The 23773-nt window shown below is 40.0% G+C and carries 36 protein-coding genes; 9 read left to right on the plus strand and 27 right to left on the minus strand.

Features of this window, described 5'->3' with window-relative positions; all coding sequences use genetic code 11:
- Positions 1 to 130: 130 nt before the first annotated feature.
- The 18 genes from CSV79_RS01695 to CSV79_RS01775 form a co-directional block, all read right to left on the minus strand.
- Positions 131 to 637: a dUTP diphosphatase gene (locus tag CSV79_RS01695; protein ID WP_099687304.1), complete on the minus strand. Its 507-nt coding sequence runs from the start codon at positions 635 to 637 to the stop codon at positions 131 to 133.
- A 17-nt stretch (positions 638 to 654) separates the two neighbouring features.
- Entirely contained in the window at positions 655 to 804 is a 150-nt protein-coding gene (locus CSV79_RS16705) for a hypothetical protein (RefSeq protein WP_158232448.1), read from the minus strand.
- 30 nt (positions 805 to 834) lie between these two features.
- A complete protein-coding gene (gene ssb, locus CSV79_RS01700; protein WP_099687305.1) occupies positions 835 to 1335 on the minus strand; it encodes a single-stranded DNA-binding protein in 501 nt (166 codons plus the stop codon).
- Between the two features lie 181 nt (positions 1336 to 1516).
- On the minus strand, positions 1517 to 1765 hold the full coding sequence (locus tag CSV79_RS01710) for a hypothetical protein (RefSeq protein WP_099687307.1): 249 nt from the start codon (positions 1763 to 1765) through the stop codon (positions 1517 to 1519).
- On the minus strand, positions 1762 to 1914 hold the full coding sequence (locus CSV79_RS01715; protein ID WP_099687308.1) for a pilus assembly protein PilO: 153 nt from the start codon (positions 1912 to 1914) through the stop codon (positions 1762 to 1764). The genes CSV79_RS01710 and CSV79_RS01715 overlap by 4 nt, the downstream gene beginning before the upstream one ends.
- Before the next feature lie 11 nt (positions 1915 to 1925).
- Positions 1926 to 2738, minus strand: coding sequence for an ATP-binding protein (locus CSV79_RS01720; RefSeq protein WP_233201340.1), 813 nt, complete (start codon positions 2736 to 2738; stop codon positions 1926 to 1928).
- Positions 2739 to 2750: 12 nt separating this feature from the next.
- Positions 2751 to 3554, minus strand: a complete 804-nt coding sequence (locus tag CSV79_RS01725) for a DnaD domain-containing protein (RefSeq protein WP_099687309.1) — start codon at positions 3552 to 3554, stop codon at positions 2751 to 2753.
- A 24-nt stretch (positions 3555 to 3578) separates the two neighbouring features.
- Positions 3579 to 4280: an MBL fold metallo-hydrolase gene (locus CSV79_RS01730; RefSeq protein ID WP_099687310.1), complete on the minus strand. Its 702-nt coding sequence runs from the start codon at positions 4278 to 4280 to the stop codon at positions 3579 to 3581.
- Positions 4281 to 5012: a phage recombination protein Bet gene (gene bet / locus CSV79_RS01735; RefSeq protein WP_099687311.1), complete on the minus strand. Its 732-nt coding sequence runs from the start codon at positions 5010 to 5012 to the stop codon at positions 4281 to 4283.
- 1 nt (position 5013) lies between these two features.
- On the minus strand, positions 5014 to 6993 hold the full coding sequence (locus CSV79_RS01740) for an AAA family ATPase (RefSeq protein WP_099687312.1): 1980 nt from the start codon (positions 6991 to 6993) through the stop codon (positions 5014 to 5016).
- A 94-nt stretch (positions 6994 to 7087) separates the two neighbouring features.
- Positions 7088 to 7234, minus strand: coding sequence for a hypothetical protein (locus CSV79_RS16955; RefSeq protein ID WP_199171856.1), 147 nt, complete (start codon positions 7232 to 7234; stop codon positions 7088 to 7090).
- Complete coding sequence (locus CSV79_RS01745; protein ID WP_099687313.1) at positions 7235 to 7417, minus strand: hypothetical protein; 183 nt, start codon at positions 7415 to 7417, stop codon at positions 7235 to 7237.
- Positions 7418 to 7727: 310 nt separating this feature from the next.
- Positions 7728 to 8000 carry a hypothetical protein gene (locus CSV79_RS01750; RefSeq protein WP_099687314.1) on the minus strand — a complete coding sequence of 91 codons (273 nt, stop codon included), beginning with the start codon at positions 7998 to 8000 and terminating at the stop codon, positions 7728 to 7730.
- A 9-nt stretch (positions 8001 to 8009) separates the two neighbouring features.
- Positions 8010 to 8291, minus strand: coding sequence for a helix-turn-helix domain-containing protein (locus CSV79_RS01755; protein WP_099687432.1), 282 nt, complete (start codon positions 8289 to 8291; stop codon positions 8010 to 8012).
- A gap of 142 nt (positions 8292 to 8433) precedes the next feature.
- Positions 8434 to 9198 (minus strand): phage antirepressor, encoded by a 765-nt coding sequence (locus CSV79_RS01760; RefSeq protein ID WP_099687315.1) that lies wholly within the window; start codon positions 9196 to 9198, stop codon positions 8434 to 8436.
- A gap of 205 nt (positions 9199 to 9403) precedes the next feature.
- Positions 9404 to 9661 carry a helix-turn-helix transcriptional regulator gene (locus tag CSV79_RS01765; protein ID WP_199171857.1) on the minus strand — a complete coding sequence of 86 codons (258 nt, stop codon included), beginning with the start codon at positions 9659 to 9661 and terminating at the stop codon, positions 9404 to 9406.
- 28 nt (positions 9662 to 9689) lie between these two features.
- On the minus strand, positions 9690 to 9980 hold the full coding sequence (locus CSV79_RS01770) for a helix-turn-helix domain-containing protein (RefSeq protein ID WP_099687317.1): 291 nt from the start codon (positions 9978 to 9980) through the stop codon (positions 9690 to 9692).
- Positions 9981 to 9991: 11 nt separating this feature from the next.
- The gene (locus CSV79_RS01775) at positions 9992 to 10216 is read right to left on the minus strand and encodes a helix-turn-helix transcriptional regulator (RefSeq protein WP_099687318.1); all 225 of its coding nucleotides are present in this window, start codon (positions 10214 to 10216) and stop codon (positions 9992 to 9994) included.
- A 171-nt stretch (positions 10217 to 10387) separates the two neighbouring features.
- On the opposite strand from CSV79_RS01775, the gene CSV79_RS01780 reads away from it, so the two are divergent.
- The 7 genes from CSV79_RS01780 (at position 10388) to CSV79_RS01810 (ending at position 15766) form a co-directional block, all read left to right on the plus strand.
- The gene (locus CSV79_RS01780) at positions 10388 to 10738 is read left to right on the plus strand and encodes a helix-turn-helix domain-containing protein (RefSeq protein ID WP_369824903.1); all 351 of its coding nucleotides are present in this window, start codon (positions 10388 to 10390) and stop codon (positions 10736 to 10738) included.
- 108 nt (positions 10739 to 10846) lie between these two features.
- Positions 10847 to 11473 (plus strand): LptM family lipoprotein, encoded by a 627-nt coding sequence (locus tag CSV79_RS01785; RefSeq protein ID WP_099687320.1) that lies wholly within the window; start codon positions 10847 to 10849, stop codon positions 11471 to 11473.
- A gap of 80 nt (positions 11474 to 11553) precedes the next feature.
- Positions 11554 to 12063 carry an ImmA/IrrE family metallo-endopeptidase gene (locus tag CSV79_RS01790; RefSeq protein ID WP_099687321.1) on the plus strand — a complete coding sequence of 170 codons (510 nt, stop codon included), beginning with the start codon at positions 11554 to 11556 and terminating at the stop codon, positions 12061 to 12063.
- A 160-nt stretch (positions 12064 to 12223) separates the two neighbouring features.
- Positions 12224 to 13414: a hypothetical protein gene (locus tag CSV79_RS01795; RefSeq protein ID WP_099687322.1), complete on the plus strand. Its 1191-nt coding sequence runs from the start codon at positions 12224 to 12226 to the stop codon at positions 13412 to 13414.
- Complete coding sequence (locus CSV79_RS01800; protein ID WP_099687323.1) at positions 13383 to 13904, plus strand: hypothetical protein; 522 nt, start codon at positions 13383 to 13385, stop codon at positions 13902 to 13904. The genes CSV79_RS01795 and CSV79_RS01800 overlap by 32 nt, the downstream gene beginning before the upstream one ends.
- Positions 13894 to 14490 carry a hypothetical protein gene (locus CSV79_RS01805; RefSeq protein ID WP_099687324.1) on the plus strand — a complete coding sequence of 199 codons (597 nt, stop codon included), beginning with the start codon at positions 13894 to 13896 and terminating at the stop codon, positions 14488 to 14490. Before CSV79_RS01800 ends, CSV79_RS01805 begins: the two co-directional genes overlap by 11 nt.
- A gap of 121 nt (positions 14491 to 14611) precedes the next feature.
- Positions 14612 to 15766: a tyrosine-type recombinase/integrase gene (locus CSV79_RS01810; RefSeq protein WP_099687325.1), complete on the plus strand. Its 1155-nt coding sequence runs from the start codon at positions 14612 to 14614 to the stop codon at positions 15764 to 15766.
- 49 nt (positions 15767 to 15815) lie between these two features.
- Here CSV79_RS01810 and CSV79_RS16535 read toward each other — a convergent pair whose 3' ends face one another.
- From CSV79_RS16535 to comGA, 3 genes are read right to left on the minus strand one after another with little or no spacing between them, the layout of a single operon-like run.
- Positions 15816 to 15917, minus strand: coding sequence for a prepilin-type N-terminal cleavage/methylation domain-containing protein (locus CSV79_RS16535; protein ID WP_158232449.1), 102 nt, complete (start codon positions 15915 to 15917; stop codon positions 15816 to 15818).
- An 18-nt stretch (positions 15918 to 15935) separates the two neighbouring features.
- Positions 15936 to 16988, minus strand: a complete 1053-nt coding sequence (comGB, locus tag CSV79_RS01815) for a competence type IV pilus assembly protein ComGB (protein ID WP_099687326.1) — start codon at positions 16986 to 16988, stop codon at positions 15936 to 15938.
- Positions 16978 to 17982 (minus strand): competence type IV pilus ATPase ComGA, encoded by a 1005-nt coding sequence (gene comGA, locus CSV79_RS01820; RefSeq protein ID WP_099687327.1) that lies wholly within the window; start codon positions 17980 to 17982, stop codon positions 16978 to 16980. Before comGA ends, comGB begins: the two co-directional genes overlap by 11 nt.
- A gap of 344 nt (positions 17983 to 18326) precedes the next feature.
- Between comGA and CSV79_RS01825 the strand changes: the two genes are divergently transcribed.
- Complete coding sequence (locus CSV79_RS01825) at positions 18327 to 18569, plus strand: DUF2626 domain-containing protein (RefSeq protein WP_099687328.1); 243 nt, start codon at positions 18327 to 18329, stop codon at positions 18567 to 18569.
- 61 nt (positions 18570 to 18630) lie between these two features.
- On the opposite strand, the gene CSV79_RS01830 is transcribed toward CSV79_RS01825, so the two are convergent.
- Positions 18631 to 19266, minus strand: a complete 636-nt coding sequence (locus CSV79_RS01830; RefSeq protein ID WP_233201341.1) for an MBL fold metallo-hydrolase — start codon at positions 19264 to 19266, stop codon at positions 18631 to 18633.
- 158 nt (positions 19267 to 19424) lie between these two features.
- On the opposite strand from CSV79_RS01830, the gene CSV79_RS01835 reads away from it, so the two are divergent.
- Complete coding sequence (locus CSV79_RS01835) at positions 19425 to 19607, plus strand: DUF2759 domain-containing protein (RefSeq protein ID WP_099687330.1); 183 nt, start codon at positions 19425 to 19427, stop codon at positions 19605 to 19607.
- 48 nt (positions 19608 to 19655) lie between these two features.
- Here the strand turns inward: CSV79_RS01835 and CSV79_RS01840 are convergent, their stop codons facing one another.
- The 5 genes from CSV79_RS01840 to rpmG form a co-directional block, all read right to left on the minus strand.
- Entirely contained in the window at positions 19656 to 20672 is a 1017-nt protein-coding gene (locus CSV79_RS01840; protein WP_099687331.1) for a YqgU-like beta propeller domain-containing protein, read from the minus strand.
- Between the two features lie 66 nt (positions 20673 to 20738).
- Positions 20739 to 22631: an LTA synthase family protein gene (locus CSV79_RS01845; RefSeq protein ID WP_099687332.1), complete on the minus strand. Its 1893-nt coding sequence runs from the start codon at positions 22629 to 22631 to the stop codon at positions 20739 to 20741.
- A 131-nt stretch (positions 22632 to 22762) separates the two neighbouring features.
- Complete coding sequence (locus CSV79_RS01850; RefSeq protein WP_099687333.1) at positions 22763 to 22960, minus strand: YqgQ family protein; 198 nt, start codon at positions 22958 to 22960, stop codon at positions 22763 to 22765.
- Positions 22953 to 23537 (minus strand): 5-formyltetrahydrofolate cyclo-ligase, encoded by a 585-nt coding sequence (locus CSV79_RS01855; protein ID WP_099687334.1) that lies wholly within the window; start codon positions 23535 to 23537, stop codon positions 22953 to 22955. The genes CSV79_RS01850 and CSV79_RS01855 overlap by 8 nt, the downstream gene beginning before the upstream one ends.
- 56 nt (positions 23538 to 23593) lie before the next feature.
- Complete coding sequence (gene rpmG, locus CSV79_RS01860; RefSeq protein WP_099687335.1) at positions 23594 to 23743, minus strand: 50S ribosomal protein L33; 150 nt, start codon at positions 23741 to 23743, stop codon at positions 23594 to 23596.
- Positions 23744 to 23773: the final 30 nt, after the last annotated feature.

The following is a 23773-nucleotide window of genomic DNA, read 5'->3' on the forward strand; positions in this document are numbered from 1 at the left end:
CGGTATGCCGTTTTTATTTACTTGCGGCTCATGCCAGCGCCAGCCATCTCGTTTCATATACTTGATTTCTCTTGCATTGAAATGACCGGTCGCTGTCAGCGTTTTGTTGTCTTGCCGCTTGCAAAAGACTTTAATATCCACTTATCTGACGCTCGTGATTGACTTCGTTCTTCGCATAGTACGCGGCTTCTATTTGGTCTGTTGTGAAACCAAGACTTTCGCCTAGGTTGATAAAATATAAGAGTAGTTCTTCGTATGAATACTTTGTTCCATCAAAACTAAAATCGCTAACCGCCCCATTCAAATACTTGAATTGTTTTAGCACGTCCTGTCCTACGGAAACTCCGGAATTGCCAGAAAGCATAACAATTAACTCTTCAACGCTATAGCCTTTTTCAATTCCGATTGACAGGATGAAGTGCAAGCTATCTACGAATTCTTCCAATGCTTTTTCATAGTCGTTTTTCTTATTCGACCAAAACTTGAAAACTTCAGGCAACTCGTTCATGAGTTCGCTTAGTTCGACTTGTAGCGCGACAACTTTCTTGGCTATCAAATTTTGGCCTTCGAGTCCTTTTTCCTCAACAATGTGATAGTCCAAAGCTTTCTGCGTTTCAAACAGTTTCTTGAAATTCATGACCAAACCCCTTTCCCTCACTTCTTTTTTGTACTTCTTGGCTGTTGTTCCTGGATAAACCGCAGACCGCCGTACTCGATCACCGTTGGCTTACCTTTACGCTTTTTAAGCACCTTTACTGTTGGTGTTGGATTGATAATGATTGCGTCGTATTCGTTTGGTTTCACAACATTTCACCCTTTCAAAGTTTCATAGGACTAGAACGGTAAATCGTCATCAGTCACATCAATCGGTGCTCCACCCGGTTCGAATGGATCATTTACGTCGCGTGCTTGTCCACCGTACCCACTTTGACCTGTCTGATAACTAGGTAGAGTGTTTGTCTGATCTTGTCGATTCGTCTGTTGTGGGGCTTGCTGTGCGTTATTTGGGTTGTTCGCTTTCGGTTCCAAGAATTGCGTACTGTCTGCGACTACTTCAGTCGTATAAACACGTTTGCCGTCCTGCCCCTCGAATGATCCGGTCTGAATACGACCATCAACCCCTGCGAGACTGCCTTTGTTTAAGTAGTTCGATATGTTTTCCGCTTGTTTGCGCCATGCTACGCACTGGATAAAATCTGCTTGTTGCTCTCCGCCCTCGCTTTTAAACGGTCGGTTGCAGGCTAACGTAAACCTGCAGACCGCGATACCTGAAGTTGTATATTTGAGTTCTGGATCCTTCGTAAGTCTTCCGACCAGCACAACACGATTTATCATTTGTTACCCTCCCAAGGTTTGAAATCCCATTCTGCATAATCTAGCGGTGCGCATTTGTATCCGCAGTAATGTTTCACGCCTGCCCATTCATCAATCACGAAACCACTGGTCATCGGCTTTCCGCAATCGTGACAGTGAATCTGTTCCCTCGCGTCTGTTCCGCAAATGTAAAAGCTTTCTGTCACGCCTCTTGCCCCTCCACTTCCAAAATCATTTCATCAGCCGCCGAAACCATGCCAACCAAATTGTTATAGCTGACTTCGTTATTTTCATAGACTCGTAAGTAGCCCTCGATTTTTACGACTGGTGCATGATTACGTACCGCGTTCTCGTAATTGAAGCGTGAATGCACAAGTTCTTTCTTCGCATGTTTTAACTTTTTCTCAACATCGTGCTTTGCAATTTGTAATACTTTTAACTTTGCGCTCATGCTGACACCCCCTTTCGGGCAGCCATTGCCGCCTCCGCTACTTGCAAGCGCTGTTCCAGTGTGTCCATTTCGCACTTGATTTGTTGCTTGTCTACTGTCGCCGGCATTGGCACCATGTAGATTCCGTTGTTGTTTGTCCAGTTAGTCATTCCGCATCCTCCTAGAAATCTTTTTTTCGATAATCCCTACCAAACATTTTCACAATGTCTGTGTTCTCCATCATTCGAGAAAAGTTACGTGAATTTACTTTCGCTTCAAGCTCCTTGCCTGATAGGTTGGTCGTGTAGATCGTGCTTTTACCTGAACGGCTGTCGATGACTTCAAACAGCTTCGTCCACGTCCAGTTATCTCCACCGTTTTTCATATTCGTGTATTCAGCACCCATGTCATCCAGTACGAGCAAGTCCACATTTTCTATATAATCCAGCAAGTCATTCTCCGAGAACTGCGCTTTAGAATTGTAAGTGTCTTTGATTTTTGTGAGTAACTTTGGAACTGATAAGAACAGCGCTGTATGCCCTTTGTTAATCAACATTCTGGAAGCAGAGAAAGATAAGTGACTCTTGCCAGTTCCGTACGTTCCCGTAATCAGCAGGTTGTGACCATCGTTTGGATTGAAGTTGGTCGCGTAATCTAGCAATGTCTGTTTTGCAGAGTTAAGTTCCGCTGATGTTGGAAAGTAGTTGTCGAACGACGCTTTCAGCAACGACTGATTGACGAGTGAATTCTGATCAAATACATCTTTTGCTCGATTCATCTTGGCTTTTCGCTCGTTCTGCACTACTGCTAACTCGATAGGCTTGTCCCGGCACTTACAGCCAAGCGCGAATCGTTCAAGCTTCCCTTTTTCGGGTCCACCCATGATTGGCATTTCCACCAATCGGACTCCTGGTTCTTTGCAACCTTCGCAGTCATATTCGTCAAGAACGTTCATGTTGACGTGTGTTTTCATTACTTCCTGGATGCTTTTCATTCGTCACCCCTCCTAGAAACCGTAGTCGTATTCATAACCGTCTTTCTTTTGCTGTGCCTGTGGTTCAAATTTGTGTACTTTGCCACCAAACTTGTTTCGTTCGTGAGACTTTACTTGGTCCAGAGTAGTCAGTTTGTTATTGGCCCACTCTCTCAATAGGTACTCTACAAAGCCGTAACTTCTCTTATTTCGATCAGCAGCTGTTCGTATGGCTTCTGTAATAATTTCCTGATTTTCGTTAAAGTCGTCGAACCACATGCCCAGCGATTCTCTTTGCATTGGAGCGAGCATACATATATTCGCTTCGAACAATTGAGCAACTGTGCCGAATCCGTCTGTTGATGTAGTAGTAGAATCTTTATTTCTTAAATTCTTTAATTCTTGTTCTTGTACCAGGTTCGTCCCACCATCGTCCCGAGGTCGTCCCGTCTTCGTCTCGCTATCCGTCCCGCTAAATGATTTCGAAGGTTCGTCAAACCCTTGATAATCATCGTATTTAAGTATGGTAAACAGTGTCCCGCTAAGTGTTTCGCTAACCGCCACCATGTCCAACCCAACTAACTTCTTAATTTTTCTCTCAATCGTGCTTTTCGAGACTTTTTTCACGCCTCTACCTTCTGTATATTCGAGGTCTTCCGCTAACTTCGAGTAGGATCGGAGGTACTGCCCTCTGTTAATCTCGATCCCCCTAGTCTTGATTCCGTCTTTATGAGAGGCTTTCAATAACAATAGGGTGAACAGTCGGAACGCTGTGACATCTTGCCAAATTTCATTATCCAAGACTTTTCTGTGAAGCTTTATCCAACCTTGCATCATTCGTACCTCCTTCCAGTCGAAGTATTAAGCTACATACACTAACTTTCCAGTAGCAACCTGTACCGCATGTTTAAATTCGATCTCATTACTGTTTGAATCCGACAAGTGAAGCAAATGAATCTCTTGGACTCTTGATAGATCGTTAGAATTCAAAAAGACTAATAGATTCTCCAAGCTGAAATGCGACTGCATTACACGATTCTTCAAGAACTCAGGAATACGTCCATTTTCAACGTTATTTTCTAATATCTTTTGCGAGTAGTTACACTCGATCATTAAATGGGTAAGTCCTGAGAATTTGTATTTGATGTAGTAGGTATCAGTCGCAAATAACAGCTTGTCACCATCTTGATTAGCGATTAAGAAGCCAAGCGGCTCTGCTGCATCGTGCTGGACATCAAACGGCAATACCGTCCATGTACCAATCTTGAAAGCTTCCTTGCAATTGGCAGGCCGTATACGGTGGTGCTGAATGCCGATAGCGTCCGCCGTGCCTTGCGACATGTAAATGTCTAGCCCACGGTCTGCGACGTCCTGTACCGCCTTACAGTGGTCTTTGTGTTCGTGTGACACTAAAACGCCTGCTACATTGCTAGTTTGGAAGTTTAACGCTTGCTGTATCGTCTTGAATTTAATACCGCACTCCAAGAGGAGCGAGGTCTTGGAATCACTGATGTGATAGCAATTCCCCGTACTACCTGTTGCGAGTGTTCGAATTGTAATCATTTAAAACCCTGGTCCGCTTGACTGAACTGGTACTTTTTCGGGTTCTTCGTAACTTTCTTCTTCCTGCTTAATTTCTCCAGTTACCATATATACCGGTATATCCAGCACTTCTTTATTTGCATATTGCTTAATCTCGTCCTGAACGTGCTGTGTAACGTCTTTAGGTTCCGCTTGAGTTAGTGCATCATCTTCTGTATAAAGCGCGCCCAACGTATCGGGAAACGCTTCACGTTGCGCGTTTACGATTGCTGACTTACGAATCATGTTTAGTGGCATTGCTTTCCATGTAGCTTGTCCTTTTGAGAATTCATCCAGGCTGATTCTGGTTGTGATCGGTTTCTTTCGGTCTGAGCGGTAAATTTTGGCCCAGCCACCGATAAGCTTGTCGTTAGATAGCTTCACTGCACCTTCCACTTCTACCAATTCACCATTGCGATCCACGATAATACCGGCTTCAAACCCTTCATACTTCGGGTGGTTCTCCGCACGTTTCATGAATGCTTCTTTCGATACAATGATTTGAGCCGGCTGTGATCCGAACTTGATTAGATATGCTTCATTTAAAAATGGATTTAGCTTCTGAAACTTACATAGATTCATAAACATAACCAGTTCTTGATCCGATACATCGCCATTCCCTCGTACCAGGTAGTCTTTCACCATCGTTCCTGATAATTTCACCGTCTCACCGTTAACATCAAACTGCATAGGTCTTTCCATTAATCCGCTCATATTAAATAGCCTCCATCATTTCGTTTTGTTGTGTTTCAATTCGTAACTGCTTGTCCGGCTCTGACACGACCAGGCTGATTAGCTGGGAATCAGTATCCGCAATCCGCGTGACAGCTTCAGCATTGTCCACGAATATCGGCGCTCTAATTCCATAGTGTTCAGAAAGTGTATTAATAATATCGATACCAACATTGATACGAGCAGCGTTGTTCAAACCGCTAGAGAAGGGGATACCTTCAAACGTTGTTTCACATATCTCTTGCAGACCTCCATTGACCTGCTGGGCGAACAACTTAAATCGTGCATACTTAAACTTGCTGTTGATCTTGCTTTCAAGTAGCTCCACTTTCGAACGGATGAACTGTTCAGTCAGATAGAGTTGACGTTCTAACTCTTCGAATTCCGTAGCTAGTTCCTTTTGTTGTTCTTCGAGCTCCGCTACACGCTTTTCAGACGCTTTCACTTGGTCGTGAGCCGCAATCTGCGAATTGAGTTCCGAACGCTTTACTTTGAGTCCAGCTACTTCTTTCTCGATTTCTGCAATAGCTTCATTCGCATTTGCTTCAAATGATTTGATTTCTTCTTGAGCAGTCGTCATTTCAGCAACCTTTTCCGTGTACTTTGGATTCGTTCTAGCGTTCTTCACTTCATCGCGCAACTCATTCAGCTGGATGTTGAGCTTGTTAATTGCTTCTTCCTTCTTCGCAATACCTTCTTGCAGTTGCGCAACGACCTTCTCTGATTCCACGATTCGATTCAGCGTTTTTTCTTTGTCTGCCGCAATCGCTTTACCTGTCGTTTGGATGTGTTCTAATTTGCTCGACTTGTTTGTATTGAATTCAGCTACCGCCTTGTCTCTAGCGGCTGTCAGTTGTTCTTCTGGTAAGGCTTGTCCGCACGTTGGGCATTCGCATGCTTCTTTGTGTTCAAACTGTTTAGCGTCCTCTGTCGCAAAGTCTTCTCGTAAAGCGACCAACTTCTTGTCAAACTCGACCATATCTTTTTTACCTACAACTATCTGATGGTTTGTGTCATCTAGCTTCCGTTGCATAATCGCTTGATTGGATTTTTCTTCTTGAATCTTTGCAGTCACCTGGTAGCCCTTGTCAGTTGCTTCTGATTCCAGTTCACGCTTGATGGACTCAAGATCCATTTCAATCTGTCGTAAATTGTTCTTTTTGTTCGTAAGGGCCGAACCATTTTTAATGTTGTTGATTTGAGTAGATGTCGCGTCTATTTCTTTTTCTACTTTTACGATTTCTACCTTTATAGAAGAAACATCAATTTTCGTGTCCGGCATAGAGTTATTCAATTCATCGATTCGGACAGGTATGCGGTCTAACTCTTTATTGATTTCAGCCCGTTTTGAAGCAATGACTTTCCGGTGATCTTCGATGCTCCGACCTTTCAGGATAGCCGGCAGGTCTTTCAATTCGCTATTGAATTCCAGTACATCTTCAAGCTCTACATCGCCGCACACTTCGAGCAGCGTAGTTCTGCGGTCTTGCCATTTGACTTGTTCATTAAAGTAAAGTGGATTGGTAAGAAGTTTGAACACTTCTTCTTTCACAATGGATCCGATTTTCTCTTCATACTCTTTTTTCTTCACTGGCACGGAGTCGATGTAGTACAGCGTTTCATGGCCAGTAAACTCAGCCATTGGAGCACCGCGTTTCTTCGTCCACTTTTCCTTGTACACTTTACGTAATGAAAGCGGAACGTCACCTACTGTGAGCAACGCCGATACTTCATGTTCCAAGTTGTTGACTTCTTTACCATCAACTAACGTTTTGATTGAGAAGTCTGATTTATTTTGGGTATCCTTATTGAAAAGTAGCCACGAAAACGAGTCTGCTATAGTCGTCTTCCCAGTAGCGTTGTCTCCATAGATTTTTAAGTCTCCACCCTGAGCATCCAATTCCAAAGACTTGATGCCTTTAAAGTTCTTCAATGATAGATTCATCAATTTGATTTCTTTCATAAATGTTGCCTCCCTTGTTATTTGTGGGGTTCCGTACTATAATTCAGGTAATATAATATTCTGAAACCCTGAACTCACTGTTGTCGCAGTGGGTTTATTTTTGTTCTTCTTCGACTTCTGCAATCGTCAACTCGTGGTGGCAGTCATCACACGTTTGTGGGTAGCCGACTTCACTGCCGATAAAATGGCCACAACGTTCGCAACATACACCGCCGATCATCATTTCTGCGTATTCACCCATTTAGATTGCCTCCTCAAAACGAATGATTTCCGCATCTTTACGGATTCCGTACACTTTTAAATGATCTCCGTAGTTGTTGTAGTACGTTTGAGCAGCTTCTAGTGCGCTGTCCTCAAATGTCGTCACGTAGACCGAATCGATTTCTTGCATAAACACTATTTCCCACTGATAAGTCTTCATCATCCTCACGCTCCTTTCTAAGTTGATGACCGGCATCGGCCCACATTGAACCGAGCATAAATGCCAGGTTAATCAGCAATACCGTTGAAACTAACAAAATTCCGTAGTCCGTCATGCTATCAACTCCTTTCTATTCTATTGATGGTTGAATCCCATCAAGAAGACCAGGTGTACAATCGAGCAACCAACTCGACTGCATATTATCCGATGGCTAACCAACCAACCTGGGCTTCTTGACAGGAGCCAAAGCTCCCGTTCTGTGCTATACTGTAAGTAATCTATATTCGATGTTTGTCGACTAGCGTTGGAGCGCTTAGTCGGCTTTTTTTATGCGTACAATGCTGATGTCGATACCGCGTTTCTTAAACTCTTGCTCAACAAACCGCAAGTTAGCTTCATCGTGTTTCCTATTCTTCATCACTCGCACTTTCTGCATAGTTTGGTAGAGCTGTGCAATCCGTGCGGTTGCTTTGTTGATATCGTCCGTCCAGATAGCTTTTTCGATTCCCTCAATTTGATTTAGTGCCGCTTTCTTCATTTCAAGTACCATTTCGATATCCTCGGTCTTGTAATCTTCTAGATTCATGATTTCCTCCTATAGTAAGAAACTTACAAATCCGCCTATGATTGATGTGCCCATTGTAGATAGGATGTTTGTCAGTATTGATACACCATCCATCCCACAAATGAATGCAACTAACACATCTTGTGAACCTGTTAAAGTCGCCCACTTCTGAAAGAGCGATAAAGCGGGTTCTTTTACGTTGTTTTCGTACTTAGATATATCCGACTGATTCACATGAAGGTGGAACGCCATCTCTTCTTGATTCCACCCTTTCCGCTCACGACAAGCTTTTAAAATCGATCCATATTTCATTTCCCTCACCCCCTTCCGATATTCCATATTGGAATACTCCTTTTTTCTAGAGTGCGATATTCTTGTTGTAGACCCACTCTTAACCTCGTGTTACGCTTCGTAGTGCACCACATAATCTAGTGGAGCAAACCCCTCCGCTCCGCTAGATCACTTCTTTCAAACTTAGAAATTTATTAATGAAGTAAACCTGACCTTTGCCGGTCACTTTCGTTGTCCTAGTAATTCGTACACTTCCATCAGGATTGTTGATAGTTCGCTCCTTTACTTCAAACCAACCTCTCTCCATTGCATACTGCGTAGGCTCGTTATAATGCGATCCACTCTTCCCAAGAAACTCGTTTTCTCTCAACCACTTAAACAATCTATTTTGGCCGACATGGAAACCATTCTGTGTGATCAGCTTTGCAAGTTGTCCAATTAGAATGGATGTATCACTCGTTTCAACTGCTTCTGCAAACCGCACTTTCGGTTGTTGTTGTTCAATCCGAAGTTCGGCCTGTTGACGTTTCAGTCGCTCTTCTTTTAGATCCGTCGCCAATCTAATTAATGTGTCAGGATCAGACAGGACTTGCTCGACTGTTTCGGGTGTTAAATAACCGCCGTGCTTTCTAATAGAAGGAATCACCTCTCCGGTAACCCACTTTCTGAACTTCTTTGCTTCAGGCTTTCTGCTTTCAAGAACTACGTCGTATAATCCGTCCTCGTTCACAAATGACGCTTGTTGTGTTCCTCCTGCGGTTTGAAGGGGGTGATTTGAAATCACGTCCTTGTTTAATCGCCTTTTAACACCTGCCACTTGCTCCAACCCTAAAATGGAGCAAACATCCTTCAGTAAGAAAAGCGGATTTGATTCTTCACCACCAATTCGCAACTCTTGACCTTCAAATAATTTCGTTATTTGATTCATCTTCATTCCTCCTTTTCCTGATAACTTCTATTATAGTTTTCGACCATTTACCATTTATGGATAAAAATGTTCTTCTGTGATTGTCTGTGCTTTTCAAATAACTGTTTTTAATTAATTTCAGCGTTTTGTTGTTCTGTGGTTGTCTGAGCGTTTCGGAAATATTTCATTTCTGGAAATTTGCCAATAAGGCTTGTCAAGTACTTTTTTATAAATCAGGAAATAATATTTCAAAAGGCTGTTGAAAATAACTTTCTAAACCTAAAGAGATATCAAGCCCTGGTTTTACCCTCCCCAGCTCCAAGTGTGAAATTGTCGCTGTTGAACATCCTAACTTCTTGGCTAATTGTGTTTGGGTTAAACCCGCCTTCTTTCTTTCTGCAATCAGACGCTCACGCCTAGAACCCTTAAGATTCCTGTACTCGTTCGAAATTGCATTCGATGACTTTGAATTTCTTTTATGCACCACTGGCACCTCCTCCACCTTATTGGGGTCAACTACCAAAGTTGTAAACCAAATCGTAATTACTTCGCTTCTTAATCCATTGAAGCAACTGATCCGTAACAACCTTTGCATGTCCAAAATCACGGGTGACTGGAAAGCCTTGAATCTTTGCTGCGCGATACATTGTTGTGAGACTTACACCCAGCAAGTCTGCCGCTTCTTGTAATGATAGTAAGATTGGTAGTTGACGTTCGCGTAAAGCTTCACCAACCGCCCGATTTACTGCTACATTAATAAGCTCGTTTAATTGCGTTGCGGTTGTTACAATCACTTCTGACATCTTTCTCCCTCCTATCCGACTTCTTGTTCACCTCTAGTTAACTCATTATCTAAAAAAATATAGTCTGGATTTGACTTGAAAACAGCTGCGATTTTGACAGCTTGAGAATATGTCAACCCCCGCTTTCCGTTCTCAATCATCCAGTAATGTTCTTTTGAAATACCTACTTCATCAGCGACTTGTTGGTAAGTCATACCCTCACTTTCTCTTGTTTTTTTAAGTTTTTCTAAAATCATGGCTCTCGCCTCCCTTTGTTAACTCGAGGTTAACCACAGTATAGTTTACACCTAGTTAACATGTCAACCGTTTTATCTAAAATAGTTTCTTTTTAGTTAACTTAAACTTTTCACCTTCAAGTTATCTATTAGTTAACTTATAATGATTGTATAGAAGAGAGGTGTTAATTGGTGCTAGGTGAACGTCTGAAGAAGTTGAGAACAGAAAGAAAACTAACTCAAGATGAGTTAGGTAAAAAAATAAATGTAACCAAAGTTTCTATTTCCGGTTATGAAAACGGCAACAGAAGTCCAGATACAGAAACACTTCAAAAAATAGCGGACACCTTCCATGTAACCACCGACTACCTTCTCGGTCGATCAGATAATCCTGAAAGAACTGCGGATGAAGAATTCCAGGCATTCGCCAATGATCCCGATATGGAGCGCTGGTATAGACAGCTCCCAGACAGCGATGAAGAGGATCTTCGGAAATTGCGACAAATGTGGGATATCATCAAGAGTGACAACAAGAACAAATAAGCTTGGCACTACCACGGTGTAACTTGCCGTGTTTATTTTTACATACAGAATGGGAATATCTCACTAAGTTGTGTAATTGAGACAAATTGATTACGAGGAGTGGAGGACATGAACAAATTTTTATTAGGTTTGCTTGCCACTGTTTTAGCAGCGACACTAGCAGGGTGTGGGGACACTGGAACAAAAAAAGAAGATTCAACGCCTGCTGATACGAGTTCTGAGACAAGTGCAGTTAAAGATGAAAATAAGGCTGATAAAAAAGAGGATGAGAATGTCGAAGAATCTGAACTAGGGAAGATGACTATCGTATACAAGAACAAAGAATTAAACGAAAATGCAGAAAGTGGACCGATGAAACTAAACGTTTCAGCAGTTCAACTGGCGAACTTGGAAGTAGCCGAGGACTATAAAGGAATGTTTGACGAGAAAGATAAAGTAACAGTGATCACGGTTCAAATGAAAGCTGAAAACACAATTGACGAAACAATGTCCTTCTATCCAGACCAAGCAACGTTAACAACTGACACCGGCGATCAAATTGATGCAAGTCTCGTACTTTCTGACTCGGTAGGAGGAGACTTCTTCGGTAAGGTCAATAAAGAAGGAAATGCCATTTTCCTGGTTGATACACCAGCAGAAGAAATTGGAGAAATCAGTTTAAATATCGATGGTTCACACGATGAAAGCTTCATGAATCACGGAGATAAAATCAAGATGACTATTCCGACAAAATAATATGATGCGTCAATAGAATTGCCCTTCCTAGGGCTTTTCTTTCAAACTAAAAAGAACGTACATTCGAAGGTGGTCATGTGATGTACTTAAAAAGCCATTTGGAAGACTACATCGAGAAATTATACAACGGCATATCTATACATAATCCAGGACAACTAAATAAATACGTTATTGCAGATCGTCTAGATATTGGAATCTATTTGGCAAGTGATCCGAGCGAAGCTTTTCGTTGGCAGGAACGCTACTATATTTTCATTAATAGAAATTTAAATGGCCGGCAAAGATGGCAAGACTTTGGACATGAGTTGTGCCATGTATTACGTCACTCAGGACACCAGGGTCACATGCCTCCCCCATTTCGAGAGTTACAGGAATGGCAGGCTGATAACTTCATGTATCATTTTTGTGTGCCAACATTTATGTTGGATAGGATGCAGTTGCCGAGCGACAGACAAAGGGCTACGTTGCTGTTATGCGATGTTTTCACCGTTGAATACCACTTTGCCGAAACGCGACTAGACCAGTACTTCAATAAACTTTGTTACGGTGGATTTAAAGTGGCCGAAACGCAAGTTGATTCTTACACTTAATATTCGTTCAGCATAAGGTGGATGGGTTTGTTGTGTCGCGTGGGAAGTTGGGGACGCTGGAGTGGATTGAATGATTTAATCGAATTCCTCTTAAGACATCGCGCACTTCAATTAACGTTTTAACACAAAAATAGATCTTATAACTTGCGGGGGATTAAATATGGTCAATATCTGTGAACCTATTTCTGATAGTCTTTTTAAAGGACATTTTCAGAAACATCTTAAATCAAGAAGACAATCAACTACAGGAACTGTCCCTGTTTTGATTAATAGAATAGAACAACTTATAGAAAACCCAGATGAAAAAGAGATGTTTGAATCCTTTTTGGTTGATGAACTTAAGTTTAATAAAAACAAACAATTATTTTACAATCACCTAGGGTTAACAAATAGGGGTATTTTAAAAACACCAAAAATCGTAAAACAAAAACTTACATTAAATTCCGTTCCTGACACACCCTTTAATGACCTACTTAAAGAGGAACCAAAAAATAATGAGATACTATTTTTGGATTACACAATTCATAACAGAGAAATAGAATTAATTGAAATGTGCATTTTTAAAGAGATATTTCCTAAAGGCGATAAGGTAGAATATCTATACAACTACGTCTGGGTAGAGTTAAATATAAAAAACGATTATATGATCGTTAGAGTAAGAAACCAACAGCATATGCAAAATTTTTATACAACTAGGAGCATATATTTAGAAGTGCGTTCAATGATTGAAAATATATTTTCTGTACACTTAAATATTAATATGCTTCCTTCAAAAGAAACTTTGTACAATATGTATAAAGAATTTATTCTGAAAGCAGAGTTACCCTATCACAATCTAGTCAACGAAAATAATGATATTATAGTAAATTCCCAAATACCTATGTTTAAAAAGTTGGGTATAAGAGAAGATTCTAATACCGCTGAAACTATTATAAATAGATATAAAAAACTAATTGAACGAATTCTAACCTTGGAAGACTTCGCTTACTATACCGAACCTGTAGAAGCTCCTAAAGCTAAGGTTACAAAGATTTCTATGTCAGACGATACTGGTGCATCTGCATATATTCAACCTAACGATATTGATGGACTAGAGATTGCTACTATATACTTTGATGTTCGTGATACAATTGATGAAATGAAAACCCTTAACAAGCTATGGTTAACTTGGAATCACGAAACCATTAATGACCAATTAGATCTTTTTAATGCAACTACATCTACTTTCGAGAAATATCCAACACGATTTGAGGTTTATAGAGATTATGTGATTATTACTTTTATGGAAGAACGTTCTGTTGATAAGGAGGTACAACAATATGTCTTTGAAGCTTTTAGAGAATTTGAATAACTATCGATTTAGTAAGCAAGATATCGATATGCTTATATGGTGGATCCAAACACGAAAAAGGAACACTTGGAACTATCTAAATCCCTTGCAATACAGTGTTGACTGTAATATAAATATCGAAACAGCCATAGAGCTTTTTTTGACATGCACGCACTATTCAGATGTCAAAGTTTTTGATGTACGCTCGATAGCCAAATGTCCTAATTGCGATAGTATTATTTCCACTGAAGAAAATTGTATTATGATTACGGATCTTCCTAAGAATTGTAATGAGTGTGGTTTGCATATCCAGCCGGATTTCATGGATAATTTCACAGATATTATTTTCAAACTAATAGTTGATCCCTTCCCCCCCGAACTTACTCCTACCCCGCCAATAGGAGTAAGCAAACAGCCTGCGACACATTTAACTTCACATAAAATATTACGTTCTGACTCGAAGAATGTAAGAACGTTAGCTGGAAGAATGAGAAGGCTCAATGGGAAGTAATAACGATATTAGATTAACATCTACACAATTATATGGAATAATAATATCTGTGATAATTTCGACATTATTTATGTCTATCATTATCTACCTTGTAACTACCCACCTATTAAGTAATGATGATAGAGTTATTGCGACTATAAGCGCATTAGGAAATATAAGTGGAGGGATAATTGGCGGATTCGTCGCTTTTTTAGTTGCCAAAACTCAAATAAGCAGCTCTCTAAAAAATGAAAAAAGAATATCAACAAACAGTGTAATATCACATTTAAAGTTACTCAAATCAGAGTTCACTTATAATAAAAAGCTAATTGAAGAGTTTAAAGAAGATATTATCGGACAGATAAATGTGGATGTGATTGATCAGTTAAGTACAGAAGCTTGGTCTAGTAGTTCATCCAAGATAAGTACGGAGTTATCCGATGATGATTTGATGTCTATTCTTACTACGGCTACTACTACTAATTTGCTAAAAGTTCATATAAAAAACAATAGGACTGATAATATTGAAACTGAATTAGATGACTTATGCAGTTTTTTAAGCGAAACTATTTCTTTACTGGATGAAAATATTAAGAAGTTGATTTAACAGCGCTATTACAAAACTACTTTTTAACAAACAATATCAAAGCTCACTTATGTGAGTTTTATTTTCACCCACATAAGAACATACATTCCCGAAAACGTTATTCGAAAGGAGAAATAAATTTATGTATTGCCGCAAACTAAACAACGGAAAGTGGTCATGCACCACTGACGCCACACCTAACCCCCTAACTGGCCAACGCAGACAAGTAACGCGCCGTGGAGATACAAAGAAAGAAGCTATGAATCGAGCGCAACTAGCTGCAGATGAATTATCCAAACAAAGACAACCACAAAAAAGACTCGTCCAGGAAGTATGCGACGAGTGGTTGAACGTTTACAAAGAAACGGTTAAACCGTCTTCAGTGAAAACTAGAATGGTAGCTATGCGCCCCTTCATCGATAAGCACGGGAAACATTTAATCAGCAAGCTACAGATTAATGACATACAGAAATTCTTGATCGAAAGACGTGATACAGGCATTTCGAAACATCACATTGCCGCAACGCGAACTGCATTGAATTTAATGTTTGAATATGCTTTTAAGAATGAGTATGTCGAGAAGAATTTCGTGAAAGATACTGTGATCCCGAAAGCTACGAAAAATTCACAGCAACTTATCAACGCGAAGAAAAAGTATCTTGAAAAAGACGAGATCCAGCACTTTCTTGCAGGTGTGAAGTCATCTGGCAGACGGAACGCTTATCCCCTAGCTCTCACAATGCTGTCTACAGGCTTACGTGTCGGAGAGGCATTGGCGCTCACATGGAGTGATATCAACTTGGAAAAGCGCACTCTCGTTGTAAGTAAGACGCTGTTTGAAAAGTCAGCGGATGAAGGTGGGTTTGAGTTTATGCCTCCGAAAACAGAAGACTCCAATCGGACGGTATCGTTTAACCAAGAGCTGGCTGAAGAATTAAAGAGGATGAAGGTGCAATACAACAAAGAGAAGCTGATAGGTTTACGAGATCCAAAATCCGAATGGCGCGATTTAGTTTTCACTGGACGAAACGAGCAACCGGTTCGAGCCGTTACAATCGGTAGCGTGTTTAATAAGATATACAAAGCATACGGCATTGAGGGTGTGAGCGGCACGCATATTTTAAGGCATACGCATATCACGATGTTGGTTGAAGCAGGAGTGGACTTGCCTGTTATTATGGAGCGTGTCGGTCACTCCAACATAAACATTACGTTAGACATTTACACACACGTCACCAAGAAAATGCAGAAGCAAAGTGACGACAAAATTAATGAATATTTCCTTCAGTTTATCTAAATTCAAAATAAATGTGGTTTTCCTGTGGTTTTCCAATCTACGAAACTACTTAGAAACGTGCGTAAACACTATCTTTGCGCACTTCCCTCCTTATAACGTTTGAAATGATCATCATTTCTATCAACGTAAATCCTTTTTCGTTCTTTATCAACTTGGATTTCCTCCTCATTTAAATACTATCTATCATCTTATACACAGGTAATAAAATCGATAAATACGACAGCAAAATACAAATAGCCAATATGCCGAATAGAGCGGGTTGCAAAATAGTAATCCATTGATTCATTTTCTCCTCTAATTGCTCGCCTGTATGTTCACTGTAAATCATTAATTCTTTTGAAAGATACCCTGTATCTGCACCATGTTTAGCAAAGTCTGCTAGTCGATCGGAAAGACCATCTGTTAATCGAATCGCTTCATGTAAAGATTCTCCATAAATCACATAGCTGCTTAGCTGTCTTGTGATTTCTGCTAAGATAAGATCTTCCGTTTGTTCCTTTAAGACTCCTAAGGCACTTTGCAAAGATAGGCCTGACTGCAACAAACTTCCTAACTCATTAGCAAAATCCCTTGTTTTCATCTCGTTAAAAAACGGACCTGCTACCGGTACTGTTAATATCTTTCGTATGATTTGAGCGGATGTTAATCTCTTTATCCAAAACCTTATGACTACATAACTTAGAACGGTCAGAATTACCATGGCTAATAATAGATCAGGAATGGCGGATACAACATAAGGTAAGAGTTGGACTATACCGGTTTGTTCATCCGTCCGCATGATTGAAAGTGCTTCAAAGTTTGGTAAGAAAAATTGTCGAAACGCTACTAAGAGCAGTAGAAGAAAGGAGAATAAAACTGCAGGATAGGCTAATAGCTTTTGAATTTGCTTTTGTTTATCCGCTCTACGATTGACACGATTAGCCACTTCATTTAACGCACGAAGTAAATTTCCATCCACTTCTGCAATCGCTATAGGCAACATAATACTTTTACTGAAACCTAAGCTTTTCAATATATGAGAAACTCCATAACCACTCTTTAACTCCGCTTCTACTTGCTCCAGCCTTTCTTCATAATCTTTCGTATGATAAGGCAAAATCAGAATCAGCCCCTCATGGAATGTATAACCCTCCCCTAACAACACCGATAGCCTATGGAGAAATTCAGCAGGCTTTACCAACTTCTTCTTAGCTGAATATCTACTGCAAGATTTACTCTGCATTTACCCGCACCTTTCCATAAATCATCTGTTGTTTATCAATTTTCTTTTCCTCTGATGAAGTAAACCGCTGTCCTTTTGCAATTGCCCCAGTTGCTTCTTCTATAGCAGATTCATTCAAAATCTCAAAAACTGCCGCTGTATCTCCTGTAGCCTTCGTTATTAATCGTTGGGCTGAAATTGCAATAATTGTCTGCCGAAGCTCTTCTAAGTGAATGCCTAAATCTAGTAAACGGTATAAACAACCAATCGGATCTTTCGCATGAATAGTGCTGAGAACTAGATGCCCTGTCAATGCGGCTTCAACGGCAATCTTCGCTGTTTCTGCATCGCGAATCTCTCCAATCATAATGACATCGGGTGAGTGTCGCAAAATCGCCTTTAATCCCGCTGAATAGGTAATGCCAGATCGTTCATTGACTTGAATTTGCAGTAAATGACTATGATTATTCTCCACTGGATCTTCCAATGAAATTACATGGCGCTCTAATTCTGCCACACAATGAGAAGTCAAAGAATACAAGGTTGTCGTTTTACCAGAACCGGTAGGACCCGTGACGAGAAATAATCCTTGTTTATTCGCAATTGCTTCAGATAATTGCTTGCTCCATTCGGGATTTATGCATAATTGATGAAGTGGAACGACCTTGTCATGTTTTTGAATTCGAATAGCGACACTTTCACGCAAATGAATAGAAGGAATGGTAGAAACACGAAAAGAGAAGTTTTGATCAGAGAATGACCGGTGAAAGGAACCACTTTGAGGTCGTCGTTGTTCACTAATATCCAGAGACGATAGAAATTTGTAGAAAGAAATTAAACGGCCGCCCAGTGTTTGGGGGAATTGGCCAATTTTCGAGAATAGGGCATGCTTACGGATCGTCACATCATACCCTTCCGCTGTCGGTACGAAATGGATATCCGTTGCATCTGACTGAATGGCTTTCTCCAGAAGCTGAAAACAAGTTTTTTCTATTGGATTTTCGATAGTTTCCATAATTCTCTCCTTTCTTCAATGGACAGAAGACCACTTCCCGTCTTACAAAGGAGTTTACTACGGAAAAGAATTGTTTGAAAATGTGCTACAATTACATCAATTCAATTTTACCTATCAAAATCACACTAAAATTCATTTCTTACGCAATATTCTAGCCCGAAAATGGATTTTCATATTATTTTTAGTTCGATGTTCTGTTATACTAAAGAAAGCTATTGTCTGCGTCATCCGCGCAAGTACACTCTTTTGTCACAATGTGAAATTGATTGGAGTTTACTTTTGGGCTGACGTTCTATTATAATGGATAAGAGCTTATTGTATTGTTGTGAAGGAGGGACTTGTAGATGGATAATATGTTTAAACTTTGCGGATTCTGGACAGGTATTTTTGCAGTTATGTTCTATGTAGGACACATGGTACCTGCTTCTTTACTGCTTGTCGCAAGCACGATCTTCTTTATACTACTTGGATACTTGAAACTTTCAGAGCGTATGTACGTATACTTATTCGGAGCATACTTAATGATCTTTATGGTCGGTTTCAGTTACTATTCCATTTTTATTCACGTACCAGGTGGAGGACACTAATCCGTACATACAAAAAACAGCCTTCTTATAGAAAGCTGTTTTTTGTTTTGCTTATTTTCGATTAAAAGCCATTCAAGTACGGATTCGTATCTTTTTCAAGTCCTGGGGTCGTTGCAGGACCGTGCCCAGGGTAAATAATACATTCATCATCAAGCGACAATAATTCTTCATGGATAGAAGTGAGCAGCGTCTCTGTATTACCCCCTGGCAAGTCCGTACGCCCTACACTTCCTTGGAACAACGTATCCCCTACAATTGCGAATCCATCGTCTTCAAAGATGTAACTGATGCTTCCTGGCGAATGTCCTGGCGTATGGCGCGTCCCTATCGTAAACGGTCCAACTTGCAACGTCTTTTCATCATGTAGCAATACGTCAGCTGGCTTGCATACAACATCAGGTAGTACTGGATATTTACCAGAACCATTTAACTCTGCGCTGGCCATCCATTTCTTTTCTGCCACATGCAAGTATACTGGAATATCATACGCCTCACGAATCGTATCCACCGCACCAATATGATCAAAATGTGCGTGTGTTAACAAAATAGCTACTGGCTTCAGCGATAACTTCCGCAACTCCGCAAGCAACGCGTCCCCATCATAACCGGGATCAAACACTAAACAATTCTTCTTGTCATCTTCCACTACATAGCAATTCGTCTGAATTGGACCTAGTGGATGTATATGTACTCTCAAATATCTCACCTCTATTACTACTATAAATGAAACGTGAGACATATTTCAAACAATCGTCATTATTTAATCTCGACAAACCGTTTCTTTAACAGTACAATAGAGGAGGAATATTGCTTTACGGCATTCATTTTTTCATTGTGGAAAGGAGTGTCTACTCAATGAATTTATTAGTAATCATTTTTGGATTGACTGCGTTATTGGCAGTCTTTGGAACGGTCCAAGCTTTTAAGGAGCGGAATCTTTTAAGTATAATTTTCAATGTGGTAACTGTTGTAGTTATCGGAGGATTTACGATCGCTACTGTCATATATTCAGGATACCCGCCACCGCTACACAAATAAGTTCCAAAAATAAGGACATCTCTTCTAATAGAGGGTGTCCTTATTTTTTTATTCACTAATCAACCACTCTACCATCTCGCCAGTTTCTAGCTCGATCAGCGTCTCTAAGCGTTTACCCATAAGACATCTCTTGGCTGATGCACAACTTAGTAATCCCGCATCCATATTGACTTCGTACTGATGCACTTCTTCACCATTTTTCAAATGACGTAGAAATGCTGTCGGAGTTGCTGATGATTGATTCATAGTTAACATAATTATATTATTGTTATTCATCATCTCTACATTTATAGCTAACTGCGTTGGATCTTCTGAAAGCCACGAAAACTTCTCTTCTCCCTGTACATCAAGTACCTTATAATACGTCGTTTCATCCTCGAATACTTCTAGCAAGAGATGTGTAGAAGCCGCATGGAATTGATTAGCCTCACGTGCAAGAATTATTTTCTCATTCGTTTCGAGCGATTCTTTCACTAGTGCTGTATCTTCAATATAGACAACATCCTCCTCTCCTAACCATTGCGGAAATGGGTCAGTAAGCGTTATCGGAGTGACTGCCTGTTCCTTCCCGTCATAGAAATACATCTGATAGCTCCAATCGTCCGCAAATGCGGAAAGTAATAGCTTAGATGGGTCCACTGGATTCCAATTAATCTCAAGTTCTGTAGACTCGACTACTAATTCATCTAGCACTTGCGCGTCACTAGTAAACATAATGATATTTGCTTCCGTTGAATCATCCGCTGTTTTGACGAGAAATTGTTGTTTCGACGGATGAATGAGCACTTCAGAAATAATGGCGGTGTCAGTATATAATGTCTCCGTCTCACCCGTTTTTATATTAAACGTCTGCAAGTGATCCTCACCGTCCTGATGAACGACAAAACCTATCGTTTGATCATCTAGCCATCCTGCAACAAAACGAAATTCTTCCTCCGACACATTCAACTTCTGAATTACCACTTCTTCATCAACGGGCGGTGTAGATTCAGGTTCTTTGACTTCTAGTTGCTGACAACCTAACAGAAAAGAAACCAGTACGGTCAGTGATATGATACGCTTCACAACATCTCACTCCTTTCTATGTATAAAAAAACTGCGCGGCATAAGAAAGCCGCGCAGCCCATAACATTATTTTCTTTCTTCCATCTCTGGACTATCTTCTGATTGCTCTTTAAATCGAAGCAAATCCCCATTGATGAGTGTATCTGAATAATTTAATTCAGTCGTGGCCCGCTCAACATACGGCTCACATTGCGCTTGATCTGTCGGCTCTCGAGTTTCAACATCATAACAAACTTCCTGTGTATAGATATTTTTATCGGTTATTAAGCGTCCATCACGGAAAATGACGAATGGCTCATGGTCAGGTGAGAATACATCCGAACCAAATTGCATATCCGATTTCGTATCAATCCCTAGCAAGTGCAAAATTGTCGGACGTATATCAAGCTGTCCAGCTAATTCATTCATCTTCTTACCTTCACCATATCCAGGAATATGGATGAACATAGGAACTTTTTGTAATTCAGCATTGTCCAATGGGGTAATTTCTTTATCCATATACATACCCATTGCTTTATTATGGTTTTCGGAAATTCCGTAGTGATCTCCATACATCACAATAATCGAATTATCATACAATCCACTTTCTTTCAGATCAGCAAAGAATTCTTTCACTGCTTCATCCATATAGCGAACCGTTTGGAAATACTTATTCAACGTATTAGAATTTGATGTATATTCAGGAATTAACTTATCCTCTTCATCCAAATCAAATGGGTGATGGTTTGTTAATGTAATCATTCGCGTTTCAAATGGTTGCGGCATTTCTTTCATCATTTCTACTGATTGATGGAAGAACGGAATATCTTTCATACCCCAGTTGACTGCTTCACCTTCACCAATTGTATAACTATCTACATCATAGAACTTTTGAACATCTAATGCCTTATACATGATGTCGCGGTTCCAGAAACTTTTGCTGTTCGGATGCATGACGCTTGTAAAATATCCATTCTCGCCCATGCGTTTAGATAGAGAATCGTATGTGTTGCCACTGTTCGTAAAGAATACTGCACTACCATTACGGCCATACAGTGAGTTTTCTACGATAAACTCAGAATCTGATGTCTTCCCTAAGCCTGTTTGATGATAGAAATTATCAAAGTAAAATGTATCTTTATCGTTTGTCAGTTCATTTAGGAATGGCGTGACCACATGGCCGTCCATTTCATTGTTGATGACAAAGTTTTGTAAAGACTCAAGTGAAACAATAATCACATTACGACCTTTCGCTAAACCGAACATTTTCGGATCCGGTTGCGCGTGATTCGCTTTTACATAGTTTTCAATTTCTGTTAATTCAGTACCATCTGCAAATGTTCGCTGTGCATGTGACTTCGATTGAACAAATAAATCATACAGATGATAGTTATAGGTTCCAATGTTTTTCACTAATAATTCACGGTCAAAGCTTCGTGTCAATAGTTGTGGACGTTGCGCTTCCGCCATTGCCAAGTTAAACATCAATAACGTTGCAGTAGCTGCGAAATACACTTTACGTCCTACTTTTCTTTCCGTCACTTGAATAGCCTCTTGTGGAATCAACTTAATTGCTAATAATACAATCAGCACGTCGCTAAAGAAGAAGACGTCTAGAAAACGCATATTCTCTGTAATAGAAGAACTTAAATCTGCAAAATTACTTGTCTGGAACAACAGCGGGATTGTAATAAAATCCGTGAAGAAACGATAGAATACTGCGTTACTGAACATCACAAACGATGTTAAGAAACTGATAGTTAAAATATAGCGATTACGTGTTTTAGTTTTTTTAATAAATAGCGCAATCCCATAAATAAATAGCAAGAATGCCAATGGGTTAATAAACAAAATAAATTGTTGCATAGCATTATCGATTTTCATATTGAAACTTGTAAGATACCCAATATAGGTAGTCAACCAAGTAGCGATTACTGCGATAATGAGTACGGAATGCTTAGGCCATGAAATCTTTCTCATTCCATCTCTTCCTTTCATTTCTGTTTCTAAAAATATGCCGTGGCTTGTTTTTTGCTTACTGTATTATAGACGTTTCGCTGAGTGAAAAGTTTCACATATCATGACGAATGAGTAGATTATCCTATATATGGTTACCGTACATCATTTTTATTAATTTCTCTTCGCAACACTAAAAGAGCCTGTAAATACGTTTGCTTATCAATAAATTGATGATCATATAACTCTTTCACTTCTGACTCCATCACTATACTATCTTGTCGTTTATTACCTGTGTAAATAATGACTCCAAACTTTTTAAGCAATTGGAGTACATCGTAAAACTCATTCATTCTTTTCACGTACTTTCTGACAATCTATTATACGTTCTTCAGTGAATATATATGAAACCGGAAGATCATGAGACTCCCTATCTATAGTATCGGTTATTTGTCGTTCAAATGCCAATGATACCGTTTGAGATGAATAGTCTGCTAAGTAACGATCGTAGTAGCCACCACCAAAACCAATGCGGTAGCCTTCCTCCGAATAGACGACACCCGGCACAATTTGCAGATCGATTTCTTCAGGTGTAACAGACTTTGTAGAGTCTATACGTGGCTCTAGTAAATCCATATAGACCGTTTCTGTCTGTTCAAATGAATCAATTAGACGAAAATCCATTTCTTTAGTAGCCGCAATGCATTTCGGAATCGCAACTCGTTTCCCAGCTTGCCAAGCGATTTCAATCAAATGATGCGTTGCTACTTCCGGAAATCTAGACAGTGTGATTCCGATCGTTCGTGCATTCTTAAATTCATCCGAAGCAAGAACTTTTTCATGTATCAAAGCTGATTTTTGTTCGTGATCAGATGGAGTTAATCGATGTAATTGCTTCAACACTTGGTTACGATGATGTTGCTTTTCCATTTGCGCTACCTCCCGTAAGAAAAAACCAAAACCGAAGCAGGTTTTGGTTTTAATAATTATTTCGTTTCACGGTGCAACGTGTGCTTTTTTTCACGTGAGCAATATTTGTTCATTTCAATACGCTCTGGATTGTTACGCTTGTTTTTCTTTGAAGTATAATTACGCTCTGCACATTCTGTACAAGCGAGTGTAATATTTACGCGCATTACTGTCCCTCCCACTCATTAGCGATAGAT

Source organism: Sporosarcina sp. P13, from assembly GCF_002743055.1.
GTDB lineage: Bacteria > Bacillota > Bacilli > Bacillales_A > Planococcaceae > Sporosarcina.

Excerpts from the sequence above, each read along its gene's own strand:
- CSV79_RS01695 (WP_099687304.1), bottom strand. The coding sequence starts at position 637 with ATGAATTTCAAGAAACTGTTTGAAACGCAGAAAGCTTTGGACTATCAC.
- ssb (WP_099687305.1), bottom strand. The coding sequence starts at position 1,335 with ATGATAAATCGTGTTGTGCTGGTCGGAAGACTTACGAAGGATCCAGAA.
- CSV79_RS01710 (WP_099687307.1), bottom strand. The coding sequence starts at position 1,765 with ATGAGCGCAAAGTTAAAAGTATTACAAATTGCAAAGCACGATGTTGAG.
- CSV79_RS01715 (WP_099687308.1), bottom strand. The coding sequence starts at position 1,914 with ATGACTAACTGGACAAACAACAACGGAATCTACATGGTGCCAATGCCG.
- CSV79_RS01720 (WP_233201340.1), bottom strand. The coding sequence starts at position 2,738 with ATGAAAAGCATCCAGGAAGTAATGAAAACACACGTCAACATGAACGTT.
- CSV79_RS01725 (WP_099687309.1), bottom strand. The coding sequence starts at position 3,554 with ATGATGCAAGGTTGGATAAAGCTTCACAGAAAAGTCTTGGATAATGAA.
- CSV79_RS01730 (WP_099687310.1), bottom strand. The coding sequence starts at position 4,280 with ATGATTACAATTCGAACACTCGCAACAGGTAGTACGGGGAATTGCTAT.
- bet (WP_099687311.1), bottom strand. The coding sequence starts at position 5,012 with ATGAGCGGATTAATGGAAAGACCTATGCAGTTTGATGTTAACGGTGAG.
- CSV79_RS01740 (WP_099687312.1), bottom strand. The coding sequence starts at position 6,993 with ATGAAAGAAATCAAATTGATGAATCTATCATTGAAGAACTTTAAAGGC.
- CSV79_RS16955 (WP_199171856.1), bottom strand. The coding sequence starts at position 7,234 with ATGGGTGAATACGCAGAAATGATGATCGGCGGTGTATGTTGCGAACGT.
- CSV79_RS01745 (WP_099687313.1), bottom strand. The coding sequence starts at position 7,417 with ATGATGAAGACTTATCAGTGGGAAATAGTGTTTATGCAAGAAATCGAT.
- CSV79_RS01750 (WP_099687314.1), bottom strand. The coding sequence starts at position 8,000 with ATGAATCTAGAAGATTACAAGACCGAGGATATCGAAATGGTACTTGAA.
- CSV79_RS01755 (WP_099687432.1), bottom strand. The coding sequence starts at position 8,291 with ATGAAATATGGATCGATTTTAAAAGCTTGTCGTGAGCGGAAAGGGTGG.
- CSV79_RS01760 (WP_099687315.1), bottom strand. The coding sequence starts at position 9,198 with ATGAATCAAATAACGAAATTATTTGAAGGTCAAGAGTTGCGAATTGGT.
- CSV79_RS01770 (WP_099687317.1), bottom strand. The coding sequence starts at position 9,980 with ATGTCAGAAGTGATTGTAACAACCGCAACGCAATTAAACGAGCTTATT.
- CSV79_RS01775 (WP_099687318.1), bottom strand. The coding sequence starts at position 10,216 with ATGATTTTAGAAAAACTTAAAAAAACAAGAGAAAGTGAGGGTATGACT.
- CSV79_RS01785 (WP_099687320.1), top strand. The coding sequence starts at position 10,847 with ATGAACAAATTTTTATTAGGTTTGCTTGCCACTGTTTTAGCAGCGACA.
- CSV79_RS01790 (WP_099687321.1), top strand. The coding sequence starts at position 11,554 with ATGTACTTAAAAAGCCATTTGGAAGACTACATCGAGAAATTATACAAC.
- CSV79_RS01795 (WP_099687322.1), top strand. The coding sequence starts at position 12,224 with ATGGTCAATATCTGTGAACCTATTTCTGATAGTCTTTTTAAAGGACAT.
- CSV79_RS01800 (WP_099687323.1), top strand. The coding sequence starts at position 13,383 with ATGTCTTTGAAGCTTTTAGAGAATTTGAATAACTATCGATTTAGTAAG.
- CSV79_RS01805 (WP_099687324.1), top strand. The coding sequence starts at position 13,894 with ATGGGAAGTAATAACGATATTAGATTAACATCTACACAATTATATGGA.
- CSV79_RS01810 (WP_099687325.1), top strand. The coding sequence starts at position 14,612 with ATGTATTGCCGCAAACTAAACAACGGAAAGTGGTCATGCACCACTGAC.
- comGB (WP_099687326.1), bottom strand. The coding sequence starts at position 16,988 with ATGCAGAGTAAATCTTGCAGTAGATATTCAGCTAAGAAGAAGTTGGTA.
- comGA (WP_099687327.1), bottom strand. The coding sequence starts at position 17,982 with ATGGAAACTATCGAAAATCCAATAGAAAAAACTTGTTTTCAGCTTCTG.
- CSV79_RS01825 (WP_099687328.1), top strand. The coding sequence starts at position 18,327 with ATGGATAATATGTTTAAACTTTGCGGATTCTGGACAGGTATTTTTGCA.
- CSV79_RS01835 (WP_099687330.1), top strand. The coding sequence starts at position 19,425 with ATGAATTTATTAGTAATCATTTTTGGATTGACTGCGTTATTGGCAGTC.
- CSV79_RS01845 (WP_099687332.1), bottom strand. The coding sequence starts at position 22,631 with ATGAGAAAGATTTCATGGCCTAAGCATTCCGTACTCATTATCGCAGTA.
- CSV79_RS01850 (WP_099687333.1), bottom strand. The coding sequence starts at position 22,960 with ATGAATGAGTTTTACGATGTACTCCAATTGCTTAAAAAGTTTGGAGTC.
- CSV79_RS01855 (WP_099687334.1), bottom strand. The coding sequence starts at position 23,537 with ATGGAAAAGCAACATCATCGTAACCAAGTGTTGAAGCAATTACATCGA.
- rpmG (WP_099687335.1), bottom strand. The coding sequence starts at position 23,743 with ATGCGCGTAAATATTACACTCGCTTGTACAGAATGTGCAGAGCGTAAT.